Consider the following 22,454-nt stretch of genomic DNA (forward strand, 5'->3'; position numbering starts at 1 on the left):
GCCGATGCCCGTCATACCCTCCTGGGCTGACACCGGGTTCCTCCCCGGGGGCGAAGCCGCCGGGCCCATCGGACGCGACAGTGGAGCCATGAATCGGAGAACACTGCTGTCCTCGTCCGCCGGACTGGCCGCCGCCATGATCACGGGTCCGCTCGCGCCGGTGGCCGTCGCGCGGCCGAAGCGGGAGGAACCCGTGCGGTTCCAGCTGCCCGCCCCGAACGGACCGTACCCGCTGGGTACGATCGCGCTGCACCTGGCCGACACCGCGCGGCCGGACCCCTGGGTGCCCTCCCGCCCCTGCCGTGAGCTGATGATCAGCCTCTGGTACCCCGCCCGCGGCCGCGCGGACCGCCCCACCGTTCCCTGGATGCCTCCGGCGGCGGCCGACCGGTACCTGAGCCTCCTCGGCCTGCCTCCCGGCCGGGTGCGGCTGGGAGACACCCACGGCCACGAGGGCGCTCCCGTCGGCGGCCCACCGGGCCCCCTGCCCGTCGTGCTCTACTCCCCCGGCGCCGACGCGTCACGGTCGTTCGGCACCGGCGTCGTGGAAGACCTCGCCAGTCACGGCTTCCTGGTCGTCACCGTCGACCACACCTACGACGCGGCGGCGGTCGCCTTCCCCGGTGGACGCGTCGAGACGAATCCGCTGGGCGGGGTCAGCGACTACGCCAAGGCCCTCGACGTCCGTACCGCCGACATCCGCTTCGTCCTGGACCGGCTCGCCGTCCTCCGCTCGGGTGGCCACCCCGGCGTCTGCCGCACCCCGCTGCCCACAGGCCTGCGCGGGGCGCTCGACCTGCGGCGCGTCGGGATGCTCGGCCACTCCCTGGGCGGCGCCACCACCGCCGCGACGATGCTCACCGACGGGCGGATCACGGCGGGAATGAGCCTGGACGGGGGCGCGGCGGGCCCGGTGGTGGACGCCGGGCTCGACCGTCCGTTCCTGGTCGTGGACACCCCGGGCAAGGGCGGCATGGAGAACAACCCCGCCCTGCGCGCGTTCTGGTCGCATCTGCGCGGCTGGCGCCTGCATCTGACCGTACGGGGAGCCGCGCACCACTCGTTCGGCGACGATGTGCTGATCCTGCCGCTGATCGCCCCTCTCCGGGGCATGTCACCGCCCGATCTGGAGGAAGAGGTCGGGACGATTCCCGGGCACCGGGCACAGGCGTTCCAACGCGCCTACCCGCGAGCCTTCTTCGACCTCCACCTCCGCGACCGGGGGCGGCTGCTCGACGGTCCCTCCCCCGGCTTCCCCGAGGTCGACTACGCCCGGTGAACGCCCTGGCGCCGGGCCCGCCCGTCCGGGCTCCGGGGTAGGACGCCGAGGCGTTCACCGGGCGGAATCCAGCGAGGGAGGGTCGTCGGTGTCCTCGGCTTCGCAGGGAGGATCACGCCCCGGGGAATCCTGCGGGGCGGCGCCTCCACCATCCCGACAGAGCAACGGTGCCCTGGACGGGGCCCGCATCTGCAGGGCGCAGCGGTGTGGTCCGGGTCGGGGCGGTCTCGCGGGGCGGTGGGGGGCGGGTCGCCGTTCCTTTGGGGGCTTGACGGTTCGAATCCGCCGGGGCCGTGCTCGGAGCGGCTACGGTGCCGGCCATGGCCTCCCCCATGCTGACGCCCGACCAGATCCTTCGCGCCGTTGCCGCGCTCGAAGCCGCCTGGGCGGCGCGACGACGACCGCCCTGGCCACCCTGGCCCAGGACGCGCCCGGTGAGCAGCCGCTCGCGGTACTGATCGCCGGGTACGGCACCCTGATGCTGGAGAACACGCTGCTGACCGTCACCGGTATCCGGAATCTGCCCGAGGCGGAGCGGCAGGAGGCCATCGAGGTGTTCAACGACACCCTCAACGGCCACCAGGCCGAACTCGCCGCCAAGCCGATCGGCTACGCCCGCTTCCACGAGCACCACCCGATCCCGCCCCACCTGCGACGCACCGGCTGGCGCGCAGAGTGTCCTGCCGGCCTGGCAGCAGCACTACGTGGCCTTCCCCCGGCTACTGTTCGTCCTCGCCGACACCGGCGAGCAGGCCGCCCGCCAACGCATCCGCGACCTCCAGGCCCTCGCCGACGGCCACCCGCTGGTCGCCCGGATGCTGATGACCGTGAAGGCCGGCGCGGCCCGCCTCGCCGATCTGGAGCAGCGCGGCGTCAACGGCCCGGTGTGGCACGCGCTCACCGACCACACGCGGGTCCGGTACGGGGCCCGGCAGCTGTAGGGCGGGCTACTAAGAAGACATCTCATTTGGAGAGTCGGCGGTAGCAGATGACGGCTGCTGCGATGCTGGCGAAGGCGGCGAAGTGGTCGACCTTGACCTCGTAGCGGCGGTGGAGTCGGCGGAATCCGCTCAGCCAGGCCACGGTGCGCTCGATCACCCAGCGGTGGCGGCCGAGACGCTGGGAGGACTCGATTCCTCGGCGGGCGATGCGGGCGGGGATCTGCCGTCGTCGCAGGTAGGAGCGGATGAACCGGTGGTCGTAGGCTTTGTCGGCGTGCAGTTTGCCGGGTCGGCGCCTCCTCGGGCCGCGTCGCGAGCGGATCGGTGGGATGGCGTCGACGAGCGGGATCAGGGCCTGGCTGTCGTGGAGGTTGGCCCCGGAGATCGCGAGCGACAGGGGTAAACCGGTGCGTTCGGTGAGCAGGTGGATCTTCGACCCGTACTTGCCCCGATCGACAGGATTCGGACCTGTCAGCTCCCCTTTTTCAGGGCTCGCATGTTCACCGAGTCGACCGCGCACCTCGACCGGTCCAGCTCGCCGCGCGCCGAGCTCGTCCAGGACGACCCGGTGGAGCTTGGCCCACACCCTGGCCCTGCTCCACTCGGTGAAGCGCCGGTGGGCGGTAGGCCCGGACGGGCCGAAGCAGGGCGGAAGTTGAGCCCACGTGCACCCCGACGTCGCCACGAACACGATCGCCGCCAGCACCTCGCGATCCCCGTACCGCCGCCGCCCGCCGCCCTGGGGACGGGTCGGCGCCGCCGGCACCACCAGCTACTCGTCCGGCACCAGGCGCTCCACGATCGTCACGGAAGCAGCCTACAAGCCCAAATGAGATGTCTTCTTAGGAAGCTGGTGGCTGACGTGGTCCCAGGCCAGGTCCCCGAAGGGGACCGGGGCCCGGTTCAAGTGCTTCCAGGTCGCCTTCACCCAGCCGCCGTCGCCGCGGTGGTCGCGTACCCAGGCGTAGGAGACGTCGTAGGGGTCCCGGTGAACCTCCCAGAGCCCCCGCTTCCCAGTCACCCCGGAGTCCTTCAGCCGCATCGGACCCAGCTCGGGGCTGTCGTAGGTGCGGTTGTTGATCCGGATGCCGTAGGAGTTGACGGCTCTCCAGGCCGAGGGCAGCAATTCGACGTAGTCCTGTCCGCTGAGCGCGACCGGGACGTAGCCGCATGCCTCGACCAGGGCGGCGTACTTCTGGTTAGGCGTGAACAGCCGTCCGGGATGGTCGGGGTCGCGCAGGCCGTCGTGTGGGCGGTTCTGCCACTTCGCTTTACCGACCGTGAGTTGTGCTGCCCGTGATGTCCGTCTGGGCCTGTGACCTGTACGTCATGGGCTCGTTTACCGACCGGGACCGGGACGTCTGTCATGTTCCGGAGTCGGTACGGAGGACGAGTGGTACGGCACCTTGTGGTCGGGGACCTGAGGGTCCAGCAGATCGAGCGGAAGAACGGACGCCGGTCGTGGACGATCGTCTGGCCGGAGGGCACGGTGCACACCGAGGCGGACCGGTTCCTGCGCGTCCATGACGGCTCGGGAACACAGAGGACATACGCCTACCTGCTGGTGGATCACCTGAGGTGGCTGGAGCGCGAGTGCCTGGCCTTCGAAACGGTCCAACTGCGGGACCTGGAGCGGTACATGGGCATGATCGGGGCCGAAGTCCGGATGCCGCTCGGGGAGCCCTGGCGGGTCGGCAAGCGTCCCTACGGACGGGCCGCGCTGTCGGCGGCGGCGTCCTGCGTGAAGGGCTTCTACCTGCACCAAGCCTCCCTCGGCATCGGGGTTGGGCTCGGCGAGAAACTGGATGGCACCCGGCTGCCGTCGCGGGTGGACCGACGGCGCTCGCTGCTCGGGCATGTGAAGTCGGCGATGCCCGCGAACCCGCTCGCGCCGAAGGGCCCGCACCGCCGGCACCCGAAGATGCTCCCCGACGGGGCGAGGGAGATGCTGCTGAAGGAGGTGAACGCGGCCCGGGACCGGCTGGTGGTGACCTGGCTCGCCGACGGCGGGCTGCGGATCGGCGAGCTCTGCGGCCTGCACCTGGTCGACCTCCACCTGCGCGAGAACGCAGCCTGCGGCGAGTGCCGCACCCCCCACCTGCACGTCTGCCATCGCCCGGGGAACCCGAACCGGGCCGAGGCCAAGACCAAGCACGCCTGGCGGGTCGAGCACGGCACGGTCACCGGCGGGCTGATCAAGCGGGTGAGCCCGGCGATGGTGCACACCTACTTCGAGTACATGACGACCGAGTACCCGCGCGGCGCCGGGCACGGCATGTTCCTGATCCAGCTGCACGGCTCCGATGCGGGGCAGCCCTGGGCCCCGGTCGGTGCCCGCCGGATGCTCGGCCGGGCCGGGAAACGTGCCGGCCTGGGGCTGGTGAAACCCCATGCCTTCCGGCATTCGTTCACCTCCGCGGTTCTCGACGCCGCCGACGGCAACCTGCTGATCGCCCGGGACGCTGGCGGCTGGGCCTCGGCCGCCACGGTCGACGAGGTCTACGGACACGTCGACATCCACGACCCCGCCTTCGACGCCGCTCTGCGCACGGTCTGGGGTGAGGGCAAGTGATCGTCCCATCGTTGCTGCCGCGGCAGGATCCCCGCACGGGCCGGGACCGGCTGGAGGTCCTCACCGCACTGATCGGCTCCCCGTCCTTCGATCCGCTGTTCCGCCCGGACATCGTCGCGATCCCTCCTGACCACCCCGTCTACCGTTGGAACTGCCTGGTCACGGACTGCGAGCGGACCACCATGGGCCATGGTGACCTGTGCTCGACCCATGAGATGCTCTGGCGTCGGCAACGCGATGCCGGAGCATCGCGAGCCGACTTCCTGCGGACGGCACCGCAGGCCGGCCCCGGCCAGGAGGTGGAAGAGCGTCCGTGCCGGATCTGCCCGGACCGGCCGGCCCGCCACCTGACCTTGGACCTCTGCCACCATCATCAGTTCCGGTGGTATCACCACCGAGACCGCCACGGCGCCGACGCCGACTTCGACGACTGGCTCGCCGACCAGCAAGCTGCCCCCGGCTACGGAGACTGCCTGGTCCGGGTCTGCCCCGACCGAGCGGACTCACCGCTGCGGCTGTGCTTCCGCCACGATCGGCACTACCGCAGCCAGGGCCGCCCCGGCGGGGCGGCCCTGCCCAGCCAGTGGGGCAACCGCTATGAACGCGCCGGACGGCCCACCCCGGTCGAGTACGCGGACGAGCCGGCCTTCCACCGCTGGTGCACAACGGCCGCAGCGGTGCTGCGGCCCGCGCAGGTCAACCTCCGAGGCCTGCACCCGCTGCTGCGAGCCGAGCTCCAGTGGGGCATGTTCTGGAACACCCAACGACCGCACGGCCGATGGGAGTTGGCTCCGCTGCAGCGGCTGGCGAACTACGGCCGCGCGCACGGCCTGCACTCCTTGACCGACCTGTCCTGGGACAACGCGGACCACCGCAAGGCGGTCACCCGCGAGGGCGTCTACATCGCCCAGGCCATCGCAGACACCCTGCACCCCCTCTACGTGACGCCGGAGGAGACCCGCGAGCACGGCTACATCCTCACCGAGCACTCCGGCCGCAAGCTCACCGGCCGCGCGATCCGCATCGACCTCACCGGCGTCTCCCAGCGATGGCTGCGCGACCTGATCTGGGACCACCTGGTCGCGATCCTGCGCTCGCCCAGCTGCCCCCGCAGCGGCGGCACCTTCGACGACATGCGCCGAGCCGGCCTGGAACTGGGCACCTTCCTGGAACTCCATGCACCCACCGGCGGCCACGACCCGCGGGCGCTGACCGCCGAGCACATGCACCAGTTCGTCGCCGACCAGCGGCAACGCGAGCGAGACGGCCTCGTCTCGCTCGCAGCCAGAGGTCTCCATGGCAAGCCGTCGATCGTGACCGCCAACACCCGGCAGCGCGTCTTCCACCGCACCCGGCGGCTCCTGCGCGGGGCCCTGGAGTCGGGAGACGCCGAACGCCTGGGCCTGGACCGGGCCTTCATCGCCGCCATGCCCGCCCCAGGGCGGATGGTCAGCCGAGCTCGGCCGCCGTTTGCCGATGGCGTCGCCCGCGCGCTCGCCGACGAAACCAACCTCCGCAGGCTCGCGGAGACCTACGACCCCCTCGACCGCGGCCTGCGAGACGCCTGGGAGACCATCATCGTCACCGGCCGCCGCTGCAGCGAGGTCCTCAAGCTTCGCCTGGACTGCCTCGGCCGCTACGGCGGGCTGCCCATGCTCTGGCACGACCAGACCAAGGTCGGCAACTACGACCAGGCCCTGAGGATCCCCGAACGAGTCCACCAACTCCTACAGGACCGCCAGCGCACGACCCTCGCCCTGTTCGAGACCCGGAACAACCGGCCGCCAACCGCGGAGGAACGGGCCCAGATGGCGCTGTTCCCGACGAACCAGCGCAACCGCAACGGTCGCACGCCGTTGTCCTACAACTGGTTCCACAAGGGCTTCAAGCCGTGGATCGACGAACTCGACATCGGCCGTTGGGTCCCTCACCAGGCCCGCCACTCGCTGGCCACCAGCCTGCTGCGGGCCGGCGCGACCCTGACCCACGTCCGCCGCTACCTCGGCCACGTCTCCGAGCGGATGGCCGAGCACTACATCCACCTGACCCAGTCCGACCTGGAGGACGTCCTCCAGCAGGTCTGGGTCGCCGGCCCCGGCACCGACCAGCCCGGCGAGCTCCTCACCGAGACTGCCTCCCCGCTCACCCGCGAGCAGGCCCAGGCCCTCGCGATCGACATGTCCCGCCGCAGCACCCCCGCGGAGGGCGGCTTCTGCACCTTCCAGCCCGTCGTCGACGGCGGCGCCTGCCCCTGGAACCTCGACTGCCACAACTGCGACAAGTTTGTCCTGTCCGGCGCCGACCTCCTCTACTGGCGGCGCAAACGCGAGCAGTGGCGACTGCTGGCCGAAGGCGCCCCCGACGACACCACCGCCGACTACCTGCACCGCTACTTCGAGCCCACCGCCCGCGCCATCGACGGCCTGGAGAAGGCCCTGGCCGGCCTCGGACTCCTCGACGACGCCCTCGCCCTGGACCTGCGCAAACCCCAGGACTACTTCCACCGCGTGTGGTCCACCGCCTTCCGCGCCGCCGACCTCGCCGAGGCCGGTCACGACGATGACGACACCGAACAGGACGCTGCATGAACACCGTCCCCGAACCCCGCACCGCAGCCGCCCTGGCCTCCCGCCGCCGCAAGACCGAGACCGCCCTCCAGCGGGTCCACGAAGCCATCCGTCGGCTACGGAGAGAGAAAGCCCAGGTCAGCGTCGCAGCCGTCGCCCGTCACGCCGACGTCTCACGCACCTTCCTCTACGACAACGCCGAGGCCAGAGCCGCGGTCGCCACGGCCATGACCGACGCCGGCGAACGCAGGACCCAGCTCCTCGCCGACCAAGACACCGAACGCGAGGCAACCTGGCGCGAACGCGCCCTGAACGCCGAGGACGCCCTCAAGGCAGCCCACGGCGAGATCATCTCCCAGCGAACCCGCATCGGTGAACTCCTCGGCCAGATCCGGGACTTGCAGGCCGAGTGGACCGAGGAAGCCATCCAGCGGATCACCACCGAGAACACCACGCTCAAGCAACGGGTTCGCCGGCTCACCGCCGACAATCGCACGCTCGACGAGCGCCTCAAAGCCGCCCGTTCCAACCTCCGCTTCCAGGACCGCCGCGTCGCCGACCTCGAAGCCCAGATCGCAGCTCCGGCAGGCTGATCCGCGCTACGCGGGGCGAAGAACGGGGTCGATCTCGGACAGGATGTCATGCAGCTGACGGGCCCCCAGGGAAACGCGGTCGTCAGTGTCCCGCAACATCTCCTCGCACAGCTGCAGCGCGTTGTCCCGGTCCTCGGAGAAGATGCTGAACACGTCAACGATTGCAGTGTGGATCCAATCGCTGTGATTCGGGGTGGCGACAGCCATCGCGGAGGCGACGATCGTCAGCCCGATCCTGTCCTTTCGCCGAAGCACGGCTTCCGCGGTCACCCGGGTGACGAAAGTGTCACCCGGGTCGAGCACGAGCTCCAGCAATGGTCCATGGGCCTCCTGCATCTCGGCGAAGCCCGCCAGGCCGTGACCGGCATCCGCCCGGTCACGGTAGTCCTGGCTTCGCCCGAGCTCGCGGAGCGCCGCGAAAGCAGCATGCCGCCGGTCACTGTCCCCCTCCAGCAGAGCGCGCAGTCGCCTCACCTCAGCGATCAGGCGAGGCATGTCCTGTCGCGCGGAAGCGATGAAATCGAGGTCGGCATCCAGCTGCAAGTCCGGACTGACCTGGACCTGCTCTCCGTTCGTGAACCGACTGAGATAGATCTCATCGTCTTCCACAGCAGTGGCTGGGGCGATCTGGATGCAGCTCGCCCCGCCAGTCGCACCGCGAGTCTCCAGCACAGGAATCCACGCACCCATGGATGCGGCCTCGATGCGCATCTCCATGGAATCGAGCTCTTCTTCAGTCGGCATGACCGGATCATCCACCCCGACCGGGCAGACCGTCCACGGGATGCCCAGCAAGCCAGGTCTGCCATCTGATCAAGAGCGATGAAGCCATGGGACTCCGGCACCCGTGATCCCACCACCGCCGGGCTCTACTGCGGCACCACTCAAACGAGGTACAGAGAAAGGCATCTCTCACCGTGACGGACATGTAGTCTATGGATCGTCGCAGTTCAGAGCCGGTATTCGAGCTCCTGCGGTCGGTAAACTTCGCGATAACCCACTCGTCCAGCAGGTCCTGCAGCTCGGGCAGCGACCACACGTTCTCCCGCTCCGGGTGCCGACCGCGCTGGTCGGTGTTGCGGCCGGTGTACCCGGGCAGGAATTGCGCGAACATCAAGGCCACCGAGTCCAGCATCTTCTCGATGTGACCCTTCTGGAAGGGCGCCCCCTTGTGCGTGGGCTGGAAGTCGATCTCCAGGAACCGGCAGGAGGACCGGAAGTTGCGGGAGATGAACACCTTCCCGTGATCGCAGACGATCATCTCCGGAACGATCACCGGCTTCGCGGCCGCGTGCTCCAGCCGCTCGTCCAAGGTCAGCAGCCTGCGGTGCGGCAGCACTGAGCGGGACATCCTCAGCGCGTCGACCCAGCCCGGCCGCATCAGCTCGGGCGTGACGGTGCGGGCCAGCAGCACGCTCGCGTCAACCGACTTCGTCGTCGGCCGCAGCACCGCCGCCGACAGCGTGCGGGTCGCGACGTCGATCATCCCGGTCAGCTCGACCTTGCCGATCACCCCGTTGTCGAGGCGGACCATCACATCCAGCGGGGTGGAGTCGATCTGCATCACCTCGCCCGGAGCCGACACGGTCAGCTCGCCGAACGGCGCGTTCGCCCCGTGAGCCTTCGAACGCCGGGTGACCGCCGAGCCGGTCGCGTGGGTTCTCTTCGTCAGCTTCGCCAGCAGCCGGTAGAGGGTCCGGCGGGCCGGCAGCTCGACCTCGCCGCCCGACTCCCGCAGGATCTCCCCGGTCCGCCAGATCAGGTAGGCCCCGTTGCGCGTCGAGGTATCGACGCCCTCCTTGATCGCCTTCCGCATCGCCTCGACCACCGCCTCGGGCACCGACCCGAACTCCGCCCGCCGGCGGACCGGACGGCGGTCCGCCAGCCCTACCAGGCCCTCGGCCTGGTAGCGGCGCCGCCGGCTGGCGATCGTATTGGCCGGGACGGCATGGCCGGCGGCGGTCAGCTCAGCCGCCTTCACCCGCTCCCGCGACGTCACCGAGGAACCCGGTCCGTAGCCCGGCCGCGGCTGCGTGCCGGGCTCCGCGTCCGGTGCGACCCCGTGCAGGACCTCCAGGATGTGCGCCTCCCATCACAGGGCCTGCTTCACCGCCTCGGGCGGGAACGCCTCCAGCAGCCCGACCTGCGGCAGCGGCATCCGCTCGGGCTGGAACAAGACCTCGAAGTCCGCCGCCTCGAACAGATCGATCAGCGCGACCACCCGATGCCCCGCGTCCGCGTCCTCCACCACCGCCGCCTGGGCGGTGACCTCGAGAACCCCCGGACCTGGCCCTGGAGCTGGATCCTGTGGCCGACCGCCAACGCTGGCGGCCGTTTCAACTCGCCCATCCGCTGCCCTCCGTCCAGACCACGCTGTCGGTCTGCATCAAGGCGCCGGCGAGGTCCGTCTGCAAAGCTCCAGACCACAGCAGGTGGAACAGCACCGGCAGCACCCGCAGCCGGTCCCCGACCAGCCCGGCGCCCTCCCACAGACCCTTCGGCTCCTGGAACACCTCCAGCAGCCGGGCCGCCACCTCCGCCGGCCTGCCGCAGCGGGTCCGCCGGTAGCGGGCCAGCCAGCGGACGTTCGCCATGAATATGGGCTCCGGCCGCCCCGCCCAGACGAACTCCCGGCCCACGGCCCGGCACGCGTGCTCGGTCGCGGCGAAGGCTTCCCTCGTCTCCTCGTCCAGGTCGTCCTCGGCCCGGACATCAACGACACGAGCCCCGCCGTCGGCGAGCCGGACGAAGTAGTCGGGCGCGTGCCGCCGCCCCCGGCCCCCGTCATCCCAATGCAGCCAGAACGGCTGCGAGGCGATGCCGACCACCTGCGGATCCCGGTCCAGCAGGACCAGCCGGTCCCGCTCCAGCCACGACTCGTAGCCGACGTGGTCCCTCACCGTCGCCGAGTAGTACCAGCCCGCGAAACCCCGCGTGTACCTGTGCCACGCAAACTCACGGACCGGCTCCACCTCCTCGAACCGGACATCCCAGCCAGACCCCAGAAGCCGACGTCTGCGTACCCCGTCAACGGAAAAGTCCAGCTCAAAGGCCGCGAGCGCAGCCTGATCGACTGCCTGGGCAGGTGCCCCACCACGACTTCCACCTGACGAATCCCCCGCTGGCCCAACTTCGTTGTCCCAAACTAGCGTTGGCTAAACTTCGGTGGCAATCGGTCCATCTTCACTGTCACAGGTCAGTCCGTGTTGCCCTGCTGCTGCGCCTCGCCGCTGTCCAGGCCGCGCCTGCTGTGCCGCCGTCCGGGGGTGCCCTGTGCGCCGCCGTCGCCGTCCCGCCGTCGCCGTCCCGCTGTGCTTCCGGAGGGGCACCGCGTCTGTCTCGGCTGGACGGCTGGGTGGCCGTCAGGTCGCCGGGCCAGGTGGTCATGTGATCTCAGTTCCCGGCGGCTGTGGGGCAGGCCGGTGAGCTAAGCCAGTCAGAGGAACCATCGTGCTGGCGTCCCGCTCATACGTGATGGTGGATGTTGTACGGGAACACGAACCATCTAGGGGAGCAGAGGTGGGTACCACGGCCAAACCGGGCCGACGCCGCCGCACACGGAGCAAGGCTCGCGAGCACTCGGTCATCACCACGCTGATCGCAGCGCTGGGCGCAGTGGCAGCCGCGGGCCTCGGGTCTTTCATCGTCGTCCGCTGCCAGGCATCCCCACCAAACGCCGTGCCCGCGGCTTTCCAAGGCACCTGGGTCGGCCAGACCGACGAGCACGACGGCACCAGCCCGTACCGAACGACGATCACCGTGGGATCCGGAACCAGCCACCAAGACATCGGGGACAGCTCCTACGCCGTCGATGGCGGTTGCCACGGCCTGCTAACCCTTTCCACAGCGACCCCTACGACTCTGACGATGGTCGAAAGGATCGACAGCGGACCTTGTGTTCCCACGGGCTCGGTCACGCTGACCCTCAAGACGCGGGACGAAGTCGCTTACACCTACACAGGCGACAAGCGCTCCGGCACACGTCAGACTGCGGACGGCACCCTGCGAAAGATCGGATAGCTGCACCTCGCCCCGCTGTGGCCCTTGGCGGCTGCCCAGGGCCTTGGCTGGGTGGGCGTGTTGCGCTGCCGTGTTGCAGTGGGCTGCGCCGGTTGGCCGGCCTCGGCGGCTTCCCACCGTCTCGCCGCCGTCCTGGCCGCGCCCGCGCCTGGCCTGGCCGCTGTCCTGGTCGGCCGCCGGGCCGTGTCCGCTGCGTCCGTCTCGGCCGCTCTGCCGTCCGCCTGTGCCCCGTCCAAGGCCGTCCGGTGCCGCGTCCCGGCAGGCTCCGCGTTGTCCGGGCCCGGAACTGCGACAACGGGGGGCGGGCGACTCGCCCCGGCCGCTGGTCGGAGTACTTACCCCGCGCGCCCCTGCCCCACCTCGGCCTGGAACAGGCGCGGGGAGACCTCGAACCCATGACGTGAGTACGCCGAAACCGCCCGGTCGCTGGAGGAACGGTCACCCGCTTGAGACCGAGATCACTTGCCCATGCCAAGGCCGCCTCGGCTTTTTTCGCCCAGGAGCTCGACCCGACCCGGCGACGGTACTGAAGCTCATCGACGAGCACCAGGACCGCTTCGGGGCCGAGCCCGTCCTCCGGGAACTGCACATCCCCGCCTCCACCTACTACCGATGGCGCCGCGACGTCCACGAGCCGTGCGAGCGCAAGCGCCACGACGCCGAACTGACCGAACACATCCGCCGCATCCACCCCGACTCCGACGCAACCTACGGATCCCCGCGCGTCCACGCCGCCCTGCGGCGCGAGGGCACCCACGTCGGCCGCAAGCGGGTCGAGCGCCTGATGCGCCAGGCCGGAATCCAGGGCGTCAGCCCGCGCCGGCCCCGCTCCTTCACCCGCCGCGACCCGGCGGCCGGCCTCGCCCCGGACCTGGTCCGGCGCGACTTCACCGCCGCCGCGCCGAACCGGCTGTGGGTCGCCGACATCTCGCTGATCCCCACCAATGAGGGCCCGTGGTGGCCGGCCACGATCCGCGACGCCTTCTCCCGCCGGATCGTGGGCCGGCACACCTCCGAACGCGCCGACGCCGACCTGGTCCTCACCGCCCTCGAGTACGCCCTGCACGGCCGACCCGTCGAACCCGGGAAGGGGAAGCTCACTCCACCGTGTGCGAAACATGGAACAGCCTCCCGATCAGCGTCCTCACCCGCGCTGGCGTCCACCGCTGATCTGCTCATCCATGAGCGAGCAGGCCACGCGCCGGCCTGCACCGCCTCCGGGCGGGTGCGGTGGATGCGGCCCTGCAGGGCGGCGAACGACGGGACGCCCGCGCGCATCACCACCAGTTCGCCGTCCAGGACCAGCGGGCCCCGGACCTCCGTCAGCGCCTCGGTGACCTCCGGGAACCGTTCGGTGAAGTCGGTGCCGGAACGGCCCACCAGTCGCACGGGGGCCGCCTTGGGCACGTACGCGACGCACGCAGGCAACTCACCGACGAGCAGTGGACGTTCATCGAGCCGTACTTGCCGATCGGCGAGTCCACCGTGAAGACACATGTGAACCATCTGTTCGCGAAGATCGGCACCCGCACCCGCACCCGCACCCGCACCCGCACCCGCACCGAGGCTGTCGCCTGGGCCCACCAGAACGGCTACGGCGAGCCGTCCTGAGCTTGTGGATGACTCCACGCCACATCGCGGTGTCATTCCAGACATCCACCGACTCTTCTGACTCCCGGGTCAGTGGCGGACCACAGCATGGGGGCTCGGAAGCTCCCCTCGATCACCCCATCCCGTCCGTTGCCACTGCCGGAGAGAAGGTTGTCATGAGCGCATCTACCCGTACCAAGTTCGCCCGTTTCCTGGCCGTCCCCGCCCTTGCCATGGCGAGCGCGATCCTCGCAGCCGCACCCGCGAGCGCCGGGGGACTCTCCATAGGCGTCAACGGCGCCACCGTCGCGGATGCCGGGCGGACACTGAACGTCTCCGTCAGCTACCGGTGCCTCCCGATATTCGAGTGGGTCAAGATCACCGTCCAGGCCACGCAATCCGCCGTATCGGGCGTCGGCTCGGTCCAGCTCCCCTGCACCGGCGGGGAGACCGTGACCATTCCGGTGGGCGTCACCTCGCCCGGTGACACGTGGATCAGGTCCTCGGTGAACGTGGTCGTGCACATCTACGACGCCGAGCTCGACCGCGGCGGGGCCGCGGCCACCGTCGTCGCCAACTGACCGGCGTCCACGGAACGCGAAACGGCCGGTCGATCCGAAGATCGACCGGCCGTCCCGGTTTGTCGGGGCCGGCCCTCTACCCGGGCACTTGTGCACCGGCAGCCCGGCCGTGTCATGCGCGCCCGGTCGGCCCCTTGCCGCGGGCCACCCCGCCGCCTTCGGTGGCAGGGCCTTCCTGGTGCTCTTGCGGGCCGCGGTCTTGAGCTATCCCCGCGAGCGCGGGGCCGACGCGGCGCCCCAGGACGCCCTCCCGTCCTGGCTTGAGCTATCCCCGCGAGCGCGGGGCCGACACTTCCTGACCTGCTGCGATTGGGCTCAGAGCGCGCCAATCCATTCAGTTCGAATCCGGAGCCCGCGTTGCGGGATCGACGCCCCAGAGACCACCCCTCCCAGCTGCACCCTGGCGAGCCGACTCTGAGTGGGGCACAGCTCAGCGGCGGCCCCGTGATCGCCGGCCTCGGCGGAAACAGCCAGATCGTGGGGGCCAACAGCCACCGGATGGCAGACGACAGCAACAACTGGGCCGACAACTACATGTACTCGTCCAACCACGGAAGCAACGCCGCCGGTGTGATCAACTGGCTCAACTCTCACTGACCGGTGTCGGGAGGCTGCGCGTTCGGCCGGCGCAGCCCCACCCCTGTGCGCTACTTGTCTCCCCCATGGATCTCACCTATCAGGGCCGTCGGCGGATGCGAACGTAGGTACTCCTCAAACGCCGCCGGAGTCTCGACATACTTCTGCATCTCCGGGGTGACCGGGAGGTTCTCCTTCGTCACCACCCCTCCTGAGTCCCGGGCAAAGACCGCTGCTGTGACACCGCCAGCTGCGATCAGCACTCCCCCCAACGCCAATAGGACTGTCCCCGCACGCCCCACGGCCATACTGGCCTCCCCTCTCTGCCTACAGCCGACCCCAGCCTGTTGTCGGCGGGCCGCGACACGACCCCCGGGCCACGGGTGGACGGGGCGGGCGTGCCGTTCACCGGATCGGTCGGAACCAGCATCAGCCGTTGCCTGGCCGTGCCGGCTGAAGGGTACCGCCGGTGGGCAGGGGGCGTGGCAGGGCGGGGCCGGCTCAGGGGTTGGGCGCAGTTGTGGCCGACGGCACGGACGGCTGGTTGAGCCGGCCGAAGGGGACGTGGACGCTCGGTGTGGTCCGGGCGGTGCTCTCGAGGTGGCCGGCCTGGTCGTCGAAGAAGATGTGCGGCTTCAGGACGGACATGATCCGGCCCTTGTCTATCCCGCCGAGGAAGAACGCGTCGTTCACCCGCAGGCCCCAGCGGTTCAGGCTCGTCACCGCGCGCTCGTGGGCCGGGGCGTTGCGGGCGGTGACGATGGACACGTGCACGCGGAGCCGGTAGGCGGGGTCCTTGCGCCGTTCCTCCTCCTCGCGCTGTTGGATCCGGTTGACCGCGGCGAGGAACTCCTTGAGCGGGCCGACGTCGTGGGCGACGTCCGCGTTCGCCACCTCGTGGGCACGGAACTCCTCGATGCCGCCGCTCTGGTAGAGCTGTTCGGCGGAGTCGTCGGCGAGGACGCCGTCGAAGTCGAAGGCGATCCGCAGGTCCGTGTCCTCCGACTCGTCCTCGGCGACCGGGCCCAGGACGTGTCCGGCGGGCAGTCCGAGTGCGACGGCCTCGCGCACGTCGTCCTGGTTCGCCGACAGGAACAGCGACATGTTCAGCGCCGGCATGAAGCGGTAGGGCGAGCGGCCCTGCATGAACACCGCCCGGCTGATGGCCAGGCCCTGGGACTGGATGGAACGCATCACCCGCAGGCCGGTGTCCGGGTCGTTGCGGGAGAGCACGATGACCTCGACCAGCGGGTCGTCGGCCTCGGCGAGGTCGTTCAGGGACAGCAGGCGTCGCACGAACGGGAATGCCACGCCCGGTTCCAGGGTGTCGGTGAGGTGCTCGCGCTGGTAGGCGCGGTAGGCCTCCTCGCCCTGCTCACGGAAGACCCGGTCGCTCTCCGCGAGGTCGAACAGGGCGCTGGAGGCGATTCCGACGACGAGCCGGTCCGCGAGTTCGTACGGCACACCGGCCTCTTTCTCCACACATGAAATGACGGTCACATCGTCCCACCGGCCGAGGCGACACCAGCGCGCGGGGCCTGGCCAGTGGGCCGGTGTGGCCGGAGTGGGAGAAGTGGAGTGCGGATCGGGCGGACGGCCCACCGCACACGCCGTACGGGACGGCGCCCGCGCCGGCGGACCGCCTTGGGTCTTCGGCGCCCCCGAACACCGGTCACAGGTAGTGGAAGAAGCGGGTGCGCCACGTCGGGGGATCTTCGGGCGGGTAATAGGAGAGGAGGTCGCTGACACCGTCGTATTCCGTCCTGAGCAGGTGCTCCGGGATGGCGACGTAACCGAGTGCTTCGAGTTCGGCGTCGACCCGGTGCCGATCGAAGGCCTGGAGGACTCCGCCTTCGCCGCCCTCGTCATGGCTTCCGGGGTTGCAAAACGTCATGGTCGTCAGGTCCCCGAAGTTGCTGACGGTCACGGTGAGGTGGTCCCCGAAGGCGGTGGCGGCTTCCGGAACGGTGATCGTCCCGTGGTGGCTGGCGTCCTGGACGTACCGGTCGACGGTGCAACTGCACCGGAACCGCTCGTCCGGGCGGGCTGCGAGCCGGTCGAACCGCGCCCGGGCGCCAGCGTGATCGTAGCCGCGGGGGAACTCCATGTGGTCGGGGTCGTCGAGCTGCCGGAGCAGGGCCCAGGCGCTCCGGTCGTCGAGGGTCACGTACGGTCTTCTCCTCGCCGGCCGCGGGGGCTCATCGGCTGACCCCGGCTGCGTACGCTACCCGGTCTCCGGCCGCCGGGCAGATGACCTGAACGTAACATGACAGGCCCTCGCCATTGGCGTTCTTGCCGCGCCGTGCAGTGCCCGGCACCGCTTTTGCCGCAGCGACCGGCGGCTCTGCTCGGTCCTACTCGGTCCTACTCGGTCCGCAGCGCGGTGGCGGTCCGCGACCGGGCCGCCCGGCCGGCCGGCAGCAGCGCCCCGAGCAGGGCGATCACGATCCCGCCGGCCAGCAGGGGGACGAGCAGCCCGGCGGTGTAGGTGTGGGACACGCTCGGCGGCAGGTGCCGGCCGATCGCGTTCCCCATCGGGGTCAGCGTCGCCTTCTCCACCGCGACCCCGAGCGGGACCCCGATCAGCCCGGCGATCAGGCCGGTGAGGGACACCGAGGTCAGCACCATCGCGACGGTCTGCTTGGGCGTCATCCCGAGGGCCTTGAGGATCCCCAGGTCATGGACCCGTTCCCGGGTGTCCTGCACCACCGTGCTCAGCACCCCGAGCGCGGCGACCGCGATCATCATCAGCGTGAGCGTGGCCACCAGGGCGCCCATGGTGATCACGATGATGTTCTTGCCCCCGCTCGAGCTCGGCCGGACCGAGGCGTTCAGCGGGGTCAGCGCGGCGGCGGCCGAGGTGGACCAGTCCGATCCGTTGACGTTGTCGGCCAGCTCGACGTTGAACAGGTCGATGTGCGGGGTCAGACCGGCGGCGGTGAAGGTGGCCGCATCCGTCATGACCGTGTAGTCGCCCTGGTTGGTGTCGAAGTTGATACCGACGACCTTCAGCGACAGTTGCCTGTTCTGCTGCACCACGGCGACGTCGTCACCGACGTGGATCCCCACCGCCGAGGCCAGCTTGTCGCCGACCACGGCCTCGCCGGGCGCCGAGTACCAGCGGCCGGACAGCAGCTCCAGGTGCGTCCAGGAGAAGTCGCCGGTGACCGTGAACACCTTCGGCGGTTCGCCGCCGGGCGGGGCGCCGACCATGGTCGCGCCGCTGTCGCCCCAGCCGAACGCGGCCTTCGTGCCCGGGATCCCGGCGAGCGCGGCGGCCACCTCGGCGGCGTCCAGGTGCGGGGTGCGCGGGTCGTTGGGGCCGTAGCGACCCCAGGGCACGCCCGCGTCGGCCGTGGGTTCCACGAACTCCGACGCGACGTTGAAGCCCGAGGTGCTGGCGTCCAGGTACTTGTTGAACCCGGTCTCCAGCCCCACCGCGAACGTGACACTCACCACGCCGAACAGCACCGCCGCACCGACCAGTACGGCCCGGGCCGGACGGGCGAACGGCTGGGCCAGCCCCAGCGACACGGCCCGGGGCAGCGGCAGCCGCGAGGCCAGACGCTGCGCCGCCCGACCGCCCCCGGCCTTGGGGGCGCGGCCGACCACCAGGGCCCGCACCGTCGGCATCCGGCCGGCCCGCAGTGCCGGGATCAGAGCGGTGACGCCGACGATCAGCAGGGTGCCCAGCGGCACCACGGCGCTGACCCACAACGGGATCGTGGCACTGGCCGCACCGGCCGCGCCGAGCTGCTCGGTGGCCCCGGCCAGGATCGGCACGGCCAGGAGGTTGCCGAAAACCGTGCCGAGCACCAGGCCGAATGTCGCCGGGATCACGGCCTGCGCGGTGTAGGCGCGGGCCACCTGCGACGGGGTGAAGCCCAACGACTTCAGAATCCCGATGCGCCGGATTCCCGAGGCCACAGCCCCGCTGACCACGATCGAGATGATCAGCACCGACATGAACAGCCCGAGGATCCCGAAGGCGATCAGGAACGGCACGTAGGCCTTGGCGTTGCCGGTCGCCTGCTGCTCCGCGGTCAGGTACGACTGTCCGGCCTCGACCGAGCCGGCCGGCGCGGCGGCGGCCACCGCCTGCTTGTCGGTGGCGATGTCTGCGGCGCTCCCGGCCTCGGCGAACCGGTAGAGCATCTGCTCGTCGGACGTGGCACCGGCAGCGGTGAGCCGCGCGAAGCCGTCGGCGGTGACGAAGCCGGTCGCGCTGTCGGTCACCGAGCCGGCGAAGCCGACGACCTTGAACGACGGCTTGCCCGGCAGGGAGGAGAACACCACCGAATCGCCGAAGCAGTCGGGGGCGTAGTGCTGCCACGGCACGGCGATCTCGTCCGGGCTCGTCGGCCAGCGCCCCCGGGTCAGCGCCAGCTGGTCCATCCCGGAGGTGCTGCCCAGGTCGGGCCGGGTGGTGACGGTGATCGGACCGTTGTCGTGACCGGCCCGATCCTTCGTGGAGCAGTCCGTGCCGATCGTCGTGTCCAGGGCGGCGGCGACCGGGTACGGCCCGGCCGCCTCGGTGACGCCGGCGGCGTGCGCGGTGGCGGCGGCCTGCGCGGCCGTGACCTTCGAGCCGTCGAACTGGACCGCCAGGTGCGCCCCGTTCCGAGAACTGAAAGCGTGCTCGAACGGGGCCTGCACGACAGTCAGCAGGCCGAGGGAGAGCACTGAGGACGTCACCGCGGCGAACGTCGTCAGGGCCATGACGAGGGACTGGACCCGACGGCGGCCCACGCCGGAACGTACGACCTTGCCCAGGGCGCTCACCGGCTCACCGCCGGCAGCGGGCGGGCCACGGCCCGGAAACCGACCTCGAGGACGCGCCGGGGCATCGGCGGCTTTCGCAGTGTCATCGGACCTCTCCCGCCGGACGGGTCAGCGGTGTGCGGGCGGCCGGGCCGGCGCCGCTGCCGTCGTTGACGACGTCCCGCTCGACCGCCCCGTCCACCAACTCGATCGTGCGGCGCGCGGTGCTCGCGGCCAGCTGCACGTCGTGGGTGACCAGCAGGATGGTCCGGCCCTCGCTGTTCAGGTCCAGCAGCAGCTCGCGCACGTCCTCGGCCGAGCTCGAGTCCAGGGCGCCGGTCGGCTCGTCGGCCAGCAGCAGCGCCGGCTCGTTCATCAAGGCCCTGGCCACCGCCACCCGCTGCCGTTCCCCGCCGGACAGCCGCTGCGGATAGGCCTTGACATGCCGGTCGATGCCCAGCGAGTCGAGCAACTCGACGGCCCGCCGCTTCGCTTCGCCCTTGCCCATCCCGGCCAACTGCGCCGGAACCATGACGTTGTCCAACACGGTCAGGTCGTCCAGCAGGTTGAAGAACTGGAAGATCATGCCGATGGAGGCCCGGCGGTACTTCGCCGAACCGGCCTCGCCGAGCTGGTCGACGCGGGTGCCGTCGACGGTCACGGTGCCGCTGGAAGGCTTGTCCAGACCCGCGATCAGGTTCAGCAGCGTGGACTTGCCACTGCCGGAATGGCCGAGGATAGCCACGCACTCACCGGCCGCCACGGACAAGGTGACGCCGGCCAGTGCGGGCGGGCCGTCGTCGTACTTCTTCGTCGTGTCGCGAAGATCGATCATCGGTGCATTCGTCATGACCACGAACCTAGGAACGGACCACGATCCACCGCGTCGGCCGGCGGATGTCACCCCTTCCCAGGCCATCGGCCCGGGGGCGTATCCGGCGTACATCCCCGGGGCGACGCGCAGAGCCGACGCCACTGAATACGATCTTCGTATGGAACAGCTTCTCCAGCGTCTCTCGACATCGAAACGCGTGACCTGGCTGATGTCACAGGCCGTGGTGCTGGCCACCGCCTGCTTGTACGCGCTGATTCTCGCCCTGACGATGCTGCCCACTGATTGGGCGCACTACGAGGGCCTGTTCCGGTTCCCCGACCTCGATCCCTTCCAGATGCTCGGTCTCTGCGTCGTGCTCGCCCTGCCGGTTCTGCTGGTGCGCCGTCTGCCGGCGGCGGTCTTCGCGGCGGTCCTGGGCGAAGCGGTCCTCGGCGACGCCTTCGGCGCGCGGCCCTCGATCGTGTTCGTCCTGCTCGTCGGCCTGGGCGGGTACCTCGCCGTCCGGCAGCCCAAGGCTGCCGCCGTCGGCTCCGTCGCGGCCGTCGCGGCCGCGTTCTTCAACGACCTCCACGTCCCCGGGCAGACCGTCGGCGACGCGTCCCAGTGGGCCGGGCAGTTCGCGTTGTGGTTCGCGGTCGCCTGGGTCTTCGGGGGCGTGTACCGCAAACGCCGTGAATACCTCGAAGCCCTTAAGGAGCAGACCGCGGCCCGCGTCGTCATGGCCGAGCGGCTGCGGATCGCCCGCGAGCTGCACGACAGCGTCGCGCACAGCATCGGGATCATCACGGTGCTGTCGGGAGCGGCGGCGCGGGTCGTGGAGACCAAGCCCGAGCAGACGCGGCAGGCGCTGACCGGCATCGAGACCACCAGCCGGGAGACGCTGCTGGAGCTGCAGCGCATGCTCGGGGCGCTCCGCCGCGCCGAGCCCGACGACGCCATGCCGCAAGCCGCTCCGCTGGCGCCGGCCGGCAGCCTGGCCGACATCCCGCAGCTCGCCGAACGCACGGCCGGCGCCGGGGTGCGGGTTCATGTGACCTGGCGGGGCGAGCGGCGTCCACTGCCGCCGGAGATCGAACTGTCGGCGTTCCGGATCATCCAGGAGTCGGTGACGAACGTGGTGCGGCACTCCGGGGCGCGGACCTGCCGGGTCGCGGTCGGTTACGAGCCGGAAGGAGTGAGGATCGAGGTGGTGGACGACGGGGACGACGGTCTCGGCGGGCCGGGCCGACCGAGGTTCGCGGCGGGGGCCGGCGGCAGCGGCTTCGGCCTTCTCGGCATGCGCGAGCGGGTGACCTTGCTGTCCGGCCAGTTCAGCGCCGGCCAACGTCCGGAGGGCGGATTCCGGGTGACGGCGAGGCTCCCGGCATGAGCGTGCGCGTGCTACTGGTCGACGACCAGCCGCTGATGCTGGTCGGGCTCGGGATCCTGATCGGCGACACCGACGACCTGGAGGTGGTCGGCCAGGCCGGCGACGGCCGCGAGGCGGTACGACTGGTGCGTGAACTGCGGCCGGACGTCGTGGTGATGGACATCCGGATGCCGGGCATGGACGGGATCGAGGCGACCCGACAGGCGACCGCCGAGCCGGACCCGCCCAAGGTCCTGGTGCTGACGACCTTCGACCACGACGAGTACGTCTACGGCGCACTGCGCGCCGGGGCCAGCGGATTCCTGCTCAAGAGCATGGCCCTGGACGCGATCCTCGAAGCGATCCGCGTGGTGGCCGCGGGCGACGCGCTGATCGCGCCGAGCGTGACCCGACGGCTGATCGCGGACTTCGCCGGAACGTCCGGCCCCGCGGCCCCCGAACCGGACGCCGGGCCCGCCGCGGATGCGAGTCCCCTCGCGGCGATCACCGACCGGGAGCGCGAGGTGCTGGCACTGGTCGGACAAGGACTGTCGAACCCGGAGATCGCCGAGCGGCTGGTGATCAGCGCGGCGACCGCGAAGACCCATGTCGCGCGTCTGTTCGCCAAGCTCGAGGCTCGGGACCGCGTCCACCTGGCGATCATCGCCTTCGAAACCGGACTCGTGCCGCGTAGACGGTAGGGGCAGGATCAGCAGCACCGACCGGCCGCCCAGCCGGGCCTCCGGCGGCGCCGGCGCGAGGCCTGAAGAAGATCACCCGGGCCGGGGACG

Annotated in this window: 20 protein-coding genes and 1 pseudogene; 10 read left to right on the forward strand and 11 right to left on the reverse strand. The window is 70.5% G+C overall.

Annotation, left to right across the window (positions count from 1 at the left end):
• Positions 1 to 88: 88 nt before the first annotated feature.
• Together ACFWJ4_RS15255 and ACFWJ4_RS15260 are read left to right on the forward strand one after the other, a co-directional pair.
• Entirely contained in the window at positions 89 to 1,279 is a 1,191-nt protein-coding gene (locus tag ACFWJ4_RS15255) for an alpha/beta hydrolase family protein (protein ID WP_380543696.1), read from the forward strand.
• 704 nt (positions 1,280 to 1,983) lie between these two features.
• Complete coding sequence (locus ACFWJ4_RS15260) at positions 1,984 to 2,220, forward strand: hypothetical protein (protein ID WP_380543699.1); 237 nt, start codon at positions 1,984 to 1,986, stop codon at positions 2,218 to 2,220.
• Positions 2,221 to 2,242: 22 nt separating this feature from the next.
• On the opposite strand, the gene ACFWJ4_RS15265 is transcribed toward ACFWJ4_RS15260, so the two are convergent.
• Together ACFWJ4_RS15265 and ACFWJ4_RS15270 are read right to left on the reverse strand one after the other, a co-directional pair.
• Positions 2,243 to 2,992 (reverse strand): IS5 family transposase, encoded by a 750-nt coding sequence (locus ACFWJ4_RS15265; protein ID WP_380543826.1) that lies wholly within the window; start codon positions 2,990 to 2,992, stop codon positions 2,243 to 2,245.
• A 63-nt stretch (positions 2,993 to 3,055) separates the two neighbouring features.
• Positions 3,056 to 3,490: pseudogene (locus tag ACFWJ4_RS15270) on the reverse strand (Mu transposase C-terminal domain-containing protein); the annotation flags it as partial.
• A 123-nt stretch (positions 3,491 to 3,613) separates the two neighbouring features.
• On the opposite strand from ACFWJ4_RS15270, the gene ACFWJ4_RS15275 reads away from it, so the two are divergent.
• Genes ACFWJ4_RS15275 through ACFWJ4_RS15285 form a run of 3 tightly spaced genes read left to right on the forward strand, consistent with a single transcriptional unit; the run spans position 3,614 to position 7,952 of the window.
• On the forward strand, positions 3,614 to 4,792 hold the full coding sequence (locus ACFWJ4_RS15275; protein WP_380543702.1) for a tyrosine-type recombinase/integrase: 1,179 nt from the start codon (positions 3,614 to 3,616) through the stop codon (positions 4,790 to 4,792).
• The gene (locus tag ACFWJ4_RS15280) at positions 4,789 to 7,380 is read left to right on the forward strand and encodes a tyrosine-type recombinase/integrase (protein ID WP_380543705.1); all 2,592 of its coding nucleotides are present in this window, start codon (positions 4,789 to 4,791) and stop codon (positions 7,378 to 7,380) included. Before ACFWJ4_RS15275 ends, ACFWJ4_RS15280 begins: the two co-directional genes overlap by 4 nt.
• The gene (locus tag ACFWJ4_RS15285; RefSeq protein ID WP_380543708.1) at positions 7,377 to 7,952 is read left to right on the forward strand and encodes a DUF6262 family protein; all 576 of its coding nucleotides are present in this window, start codon (positions 7,377 to 7,379) and stop codon (positions 7,950 to 7,952) included. The genes ACFWJ4_RS15280 and ACFWJ4_RS15285 overlap by 4 nt, the downstream gene beginning before the upstream one ends.
• Positions 7,953 to 7,958: 6 nt before the next feature.
• On the opposite strand, the gene ACFWJ4_RS15290 is transcribed toward ACFWJ4_RS15285, so the two are convergent.
• The 4 genes from ACFWJ4_RS15290 to ACFWJ4_RS15305 form a co-directional block, all read right to left on the reverse strand.
• Positions 7,959 to 8,696 carry a hypothetical protein gene (locus ACFWJ4_RS15290; RefSeq protein ID WP_380543711.1) on the reverse strand — a complete coding sequence of 246 codons (738 nt, stop codon included), beginning with the start codon at positions 8,694 to 8,696 and terminating at the stop codon, positions 7,959 to 7,961.
• A 7-nt stretch (positions 8,697 to 8,703) separates the two neighbouring features.
• Complete coding sequence (locus ACFWJ4_RS15295; protein ID WP_380543714.1) at positions 8,704 to 9,951, reverse strand: hypothetical protein; 1,248 nt, start codon at positions 9,949 to 9,951, stop codon at positions 8,704 to 8,706.
• 93 nt (positions 9,952 to 10,044) lie between these two features.
• A complete protein-coding gene (locus ACFWJ4_RS15300) occupies positions 10,045 to 10,200 on the reverse strand; it encodes a hypothetical protein (protein ID WP_380543717.1) in 156 nt (51 codons plus the stop codon).
• A gap of 88 nt (positions 10,201 to 10,288) precedes the next feature.
• On the reverse strand, positions 10,289 to 10,996 hold the full coding sequence (locus ACFWJ4_RS15305) for a TnsA-like heteromeric transposase endonuclease subunit (RefSeq protein ID WP_380543829.1): 708 nt from the start codon (positions 10,994 to 10,996) through the stop codon (positions 10,289 to 10,291).
• Positions 10,997 to 11,471: 475 nt separating this feature from the next.
• On the opposite strand from ACFWJ4_RS15305, the gene ACFWJ4_RS15310 reads away from it, so the two are divergent.
• The 3 genes from ACFWJ4_RS15310 (at position 11,472) to ACFWJ4_RS15320 (ending at position 14,143) form a co-directional block, all read left to right on the forward strand.
• Positions 11,472 to 11,972, forward strand: a complete 501-nt coding sequence (locus ACFWJ4_RS15310) for a hypothetical protein (RefSeq protein ID WP_380543720.1) — start codon at positions 11,472 to 11,474, stop codon at positions 11,970 to 11,972.
• 400 nt (positions 11,973 to 12,372) lie between these two features.
• Positions 12,373 to 13,461, forward strand: a complete 1,089-nt coding sequence (locus ACFWJ4_RS15315; RefSeq protein ID WP_380543723.1) for an IS3 family transposase — start codon at positions 12,373 to 12,375, stop codon at positions 13,459 to 13,461.
• 277 nt (positions 13,462 to 13,738) lie between these two features.
• Complete coding sequence (locus ACFWJ4_RS15320; protein WP_380543726.1) at positions 13,739 to 14,143, forward strand: hypothetical protein; 405 nt, start codon at positions 13,739 to 13,741, stop codon at positions 14,141 to 14,143.
• 647 nt (positions 14,144 to 14,790) lie between these two features.
• Here the strand turns inward: ACFWJ4_RS15320 and ACFWJ4_RS15325 are convergent.
• The 5 genes from ACFWJ4_RS15325 to ACFWJ4_RS15345 all read right to left on the reverse strand — a co-directional run bounded on the left by ACFWJ4_RS15325 (position 14,791) and on the right by ACFWJ4_RS15345 (position 20,330).
• Positions 14,791 to 14,922: a hypothetical protein gene (locus ACFWJ4_RS15325; protein ID WP_380543729.1), complete on the reverse strand. Its 132-nt coding sequence runs from the start codon at positions 14,920 to 14,922 to the stop codon at positions 14,791 to 14,793.
• Positions 14,923 to 15,220: 298 nt separating this feature from the next.
• Positions 15,221 to 16,183, reverse strand: coding sequence for a 5'-nucleotidase (locus tag ACFWJ4_RS15330; protein ID WP_380543732.1), 963 nt, complete (start codon positions 16,181 to 16,183; stop codon positions 15,221 to 15,223).
• Positions 16,184 to 16,391: 208 nt separating this feature from the next.
• On the reverse strand, positions 16,392 to 16,886 hold the full coding sequence (locus ACFWJ4_RS15335; RefSeq protein ID WP_380543735.1) for a hypothetical protein: 495 nt from the start codon (positions 16,884 to 16,886) through the stop codon (positions 16,392 to 16,394).
• Positions 16,887 to 17,083: 197 nt separating this feature from the next.
• Positions 17,084 to 19,438, reverse strand: a complete 2,355-nt coding sequence (locus tag ACFWJ4_RS15340; protein ID WP_380543737.1) for an ABC transporter permease — start codon at positions 19,436 to 19,438, stop codon at positions 17,084 to 17,086.
• 145 nt (positions 19,439 to 19,583) lie between these two features.
• Positions 19,584 to 20,330, reverse strand: coding sequence for an ABC transporter ATP-binding protein (locus ACFWJ4_RS15345; protein WP_380543740.1), 747 nt, complete (start codon positions 20,328 to 20,330; stop codon positions 19,584 to 19,586).
• A 142-nt stretch (positions 20,331 to 20,472) separates the two neighbouring features.
• Here ACFWJ4_RS15345 and ACFWJ4_RS15350 point away from each other — a divergent pair, with 142 nt between their 5' ends.
• Together ACFWJ4_RS15350 and ACFWJ4_RS15355 are read left to right on the forward strand one after the other, a co-directional pair.
• Positions 20,473 to 21,684 (forward strand): sensor histidine kinase, encoded by a 1,212-nt coding sequence (locus ACFWJ4_RS15350; protein WP_380543743.1) that lies wholly within the window; start codon positions 20,473 to 20,475, stop codon positions 21,682 to 21,684.
• Positions 21,681 to 22,364, forward strand: a complete 684-nt coding sequence (locus tag ACFWJ4_RS15355; RefSeq protein WP_380543746.1) for a response regulator — start codon at positions 21,681 to 21,683, stop codon at positions 22,362 to 22,364. The genes ACFWJ4_RS15350 and ACFWJ4_RS15355 overlap by 4 nt, the downstream gene beginning before the upstream one ends.
• Positions 22,365 to 22,454: the final 90 nt, after the last annotated feature.

The sequence above is a fragment of the Kitasatospora sp. NPDC127067 genome, from assembly GCF_042724755.1.
Classification (GTDB): domain Bacteria; phylum Actinomycetota; class Actinomycetes; order Streptomycetales; family Streptomycetaceae; genus Kitasatospora; species Kitasatospora lactacystinica.

Coding starts and splice junctions, on each gene's coding strand:
- ACFWJ4_RS15255 (WP_380543696.1), top strand. CDS start 89: ATGAATCGGAGAACACTGCTGTCCTCGTCCGCCGGACTGGCCGCCGCC.
- ACFWJ4_RS15285 (WP_380543708.1), top strand. CDS start 7,377: ATGAACACCGTCCCCGAACCCCGCACCGCAGCCGCCCTGGCCTCCCGC.
- ACFWJ4_RS15290 (WP_380543711.1), bottom strand. CDS start 8,696: ATGCCGACTGAAGAAGAGCTCGATTCCATGGAGATGCGCATCGAGGCC.
- ACFWJ4_RS15320 (WP_380543726.1), top strand. CDS start 13,739: ATGAGCGCATCTACCCGTACCAAGTTCGCCCGTTTCCTGGCCGTCCCC.
- ACFWJ4_RS15340 (WP_380543737.1), bottom strand. CDS start 19,438: ATGGCCCTGACGACGTTCGCCGCGGTGACGTCCTCAGTGCTCTCCCTC.
- ACFWJ4_RS15345 (WP_380543740.1), bottom strand. CDS start 20,330: ATGACGAATGCACCGATGATCGATCTTCGCGACACGACGAAGAAGTAC.
- ACFWJ4_RS15350 (WP_380543743.1), top strand. CDS start 20,473: ATGGAACAGCTTCTCCAGCGTCTCTCGACATCGAAACGCGTGACCTGG.
- ACFWJ4_RS15355 (WP_380543746.1), top strand. CDS start 21,681: ATGAGCGTGCGCGTGCTACTGGTCGACGACCAGCCGCTGATGCTGGTC.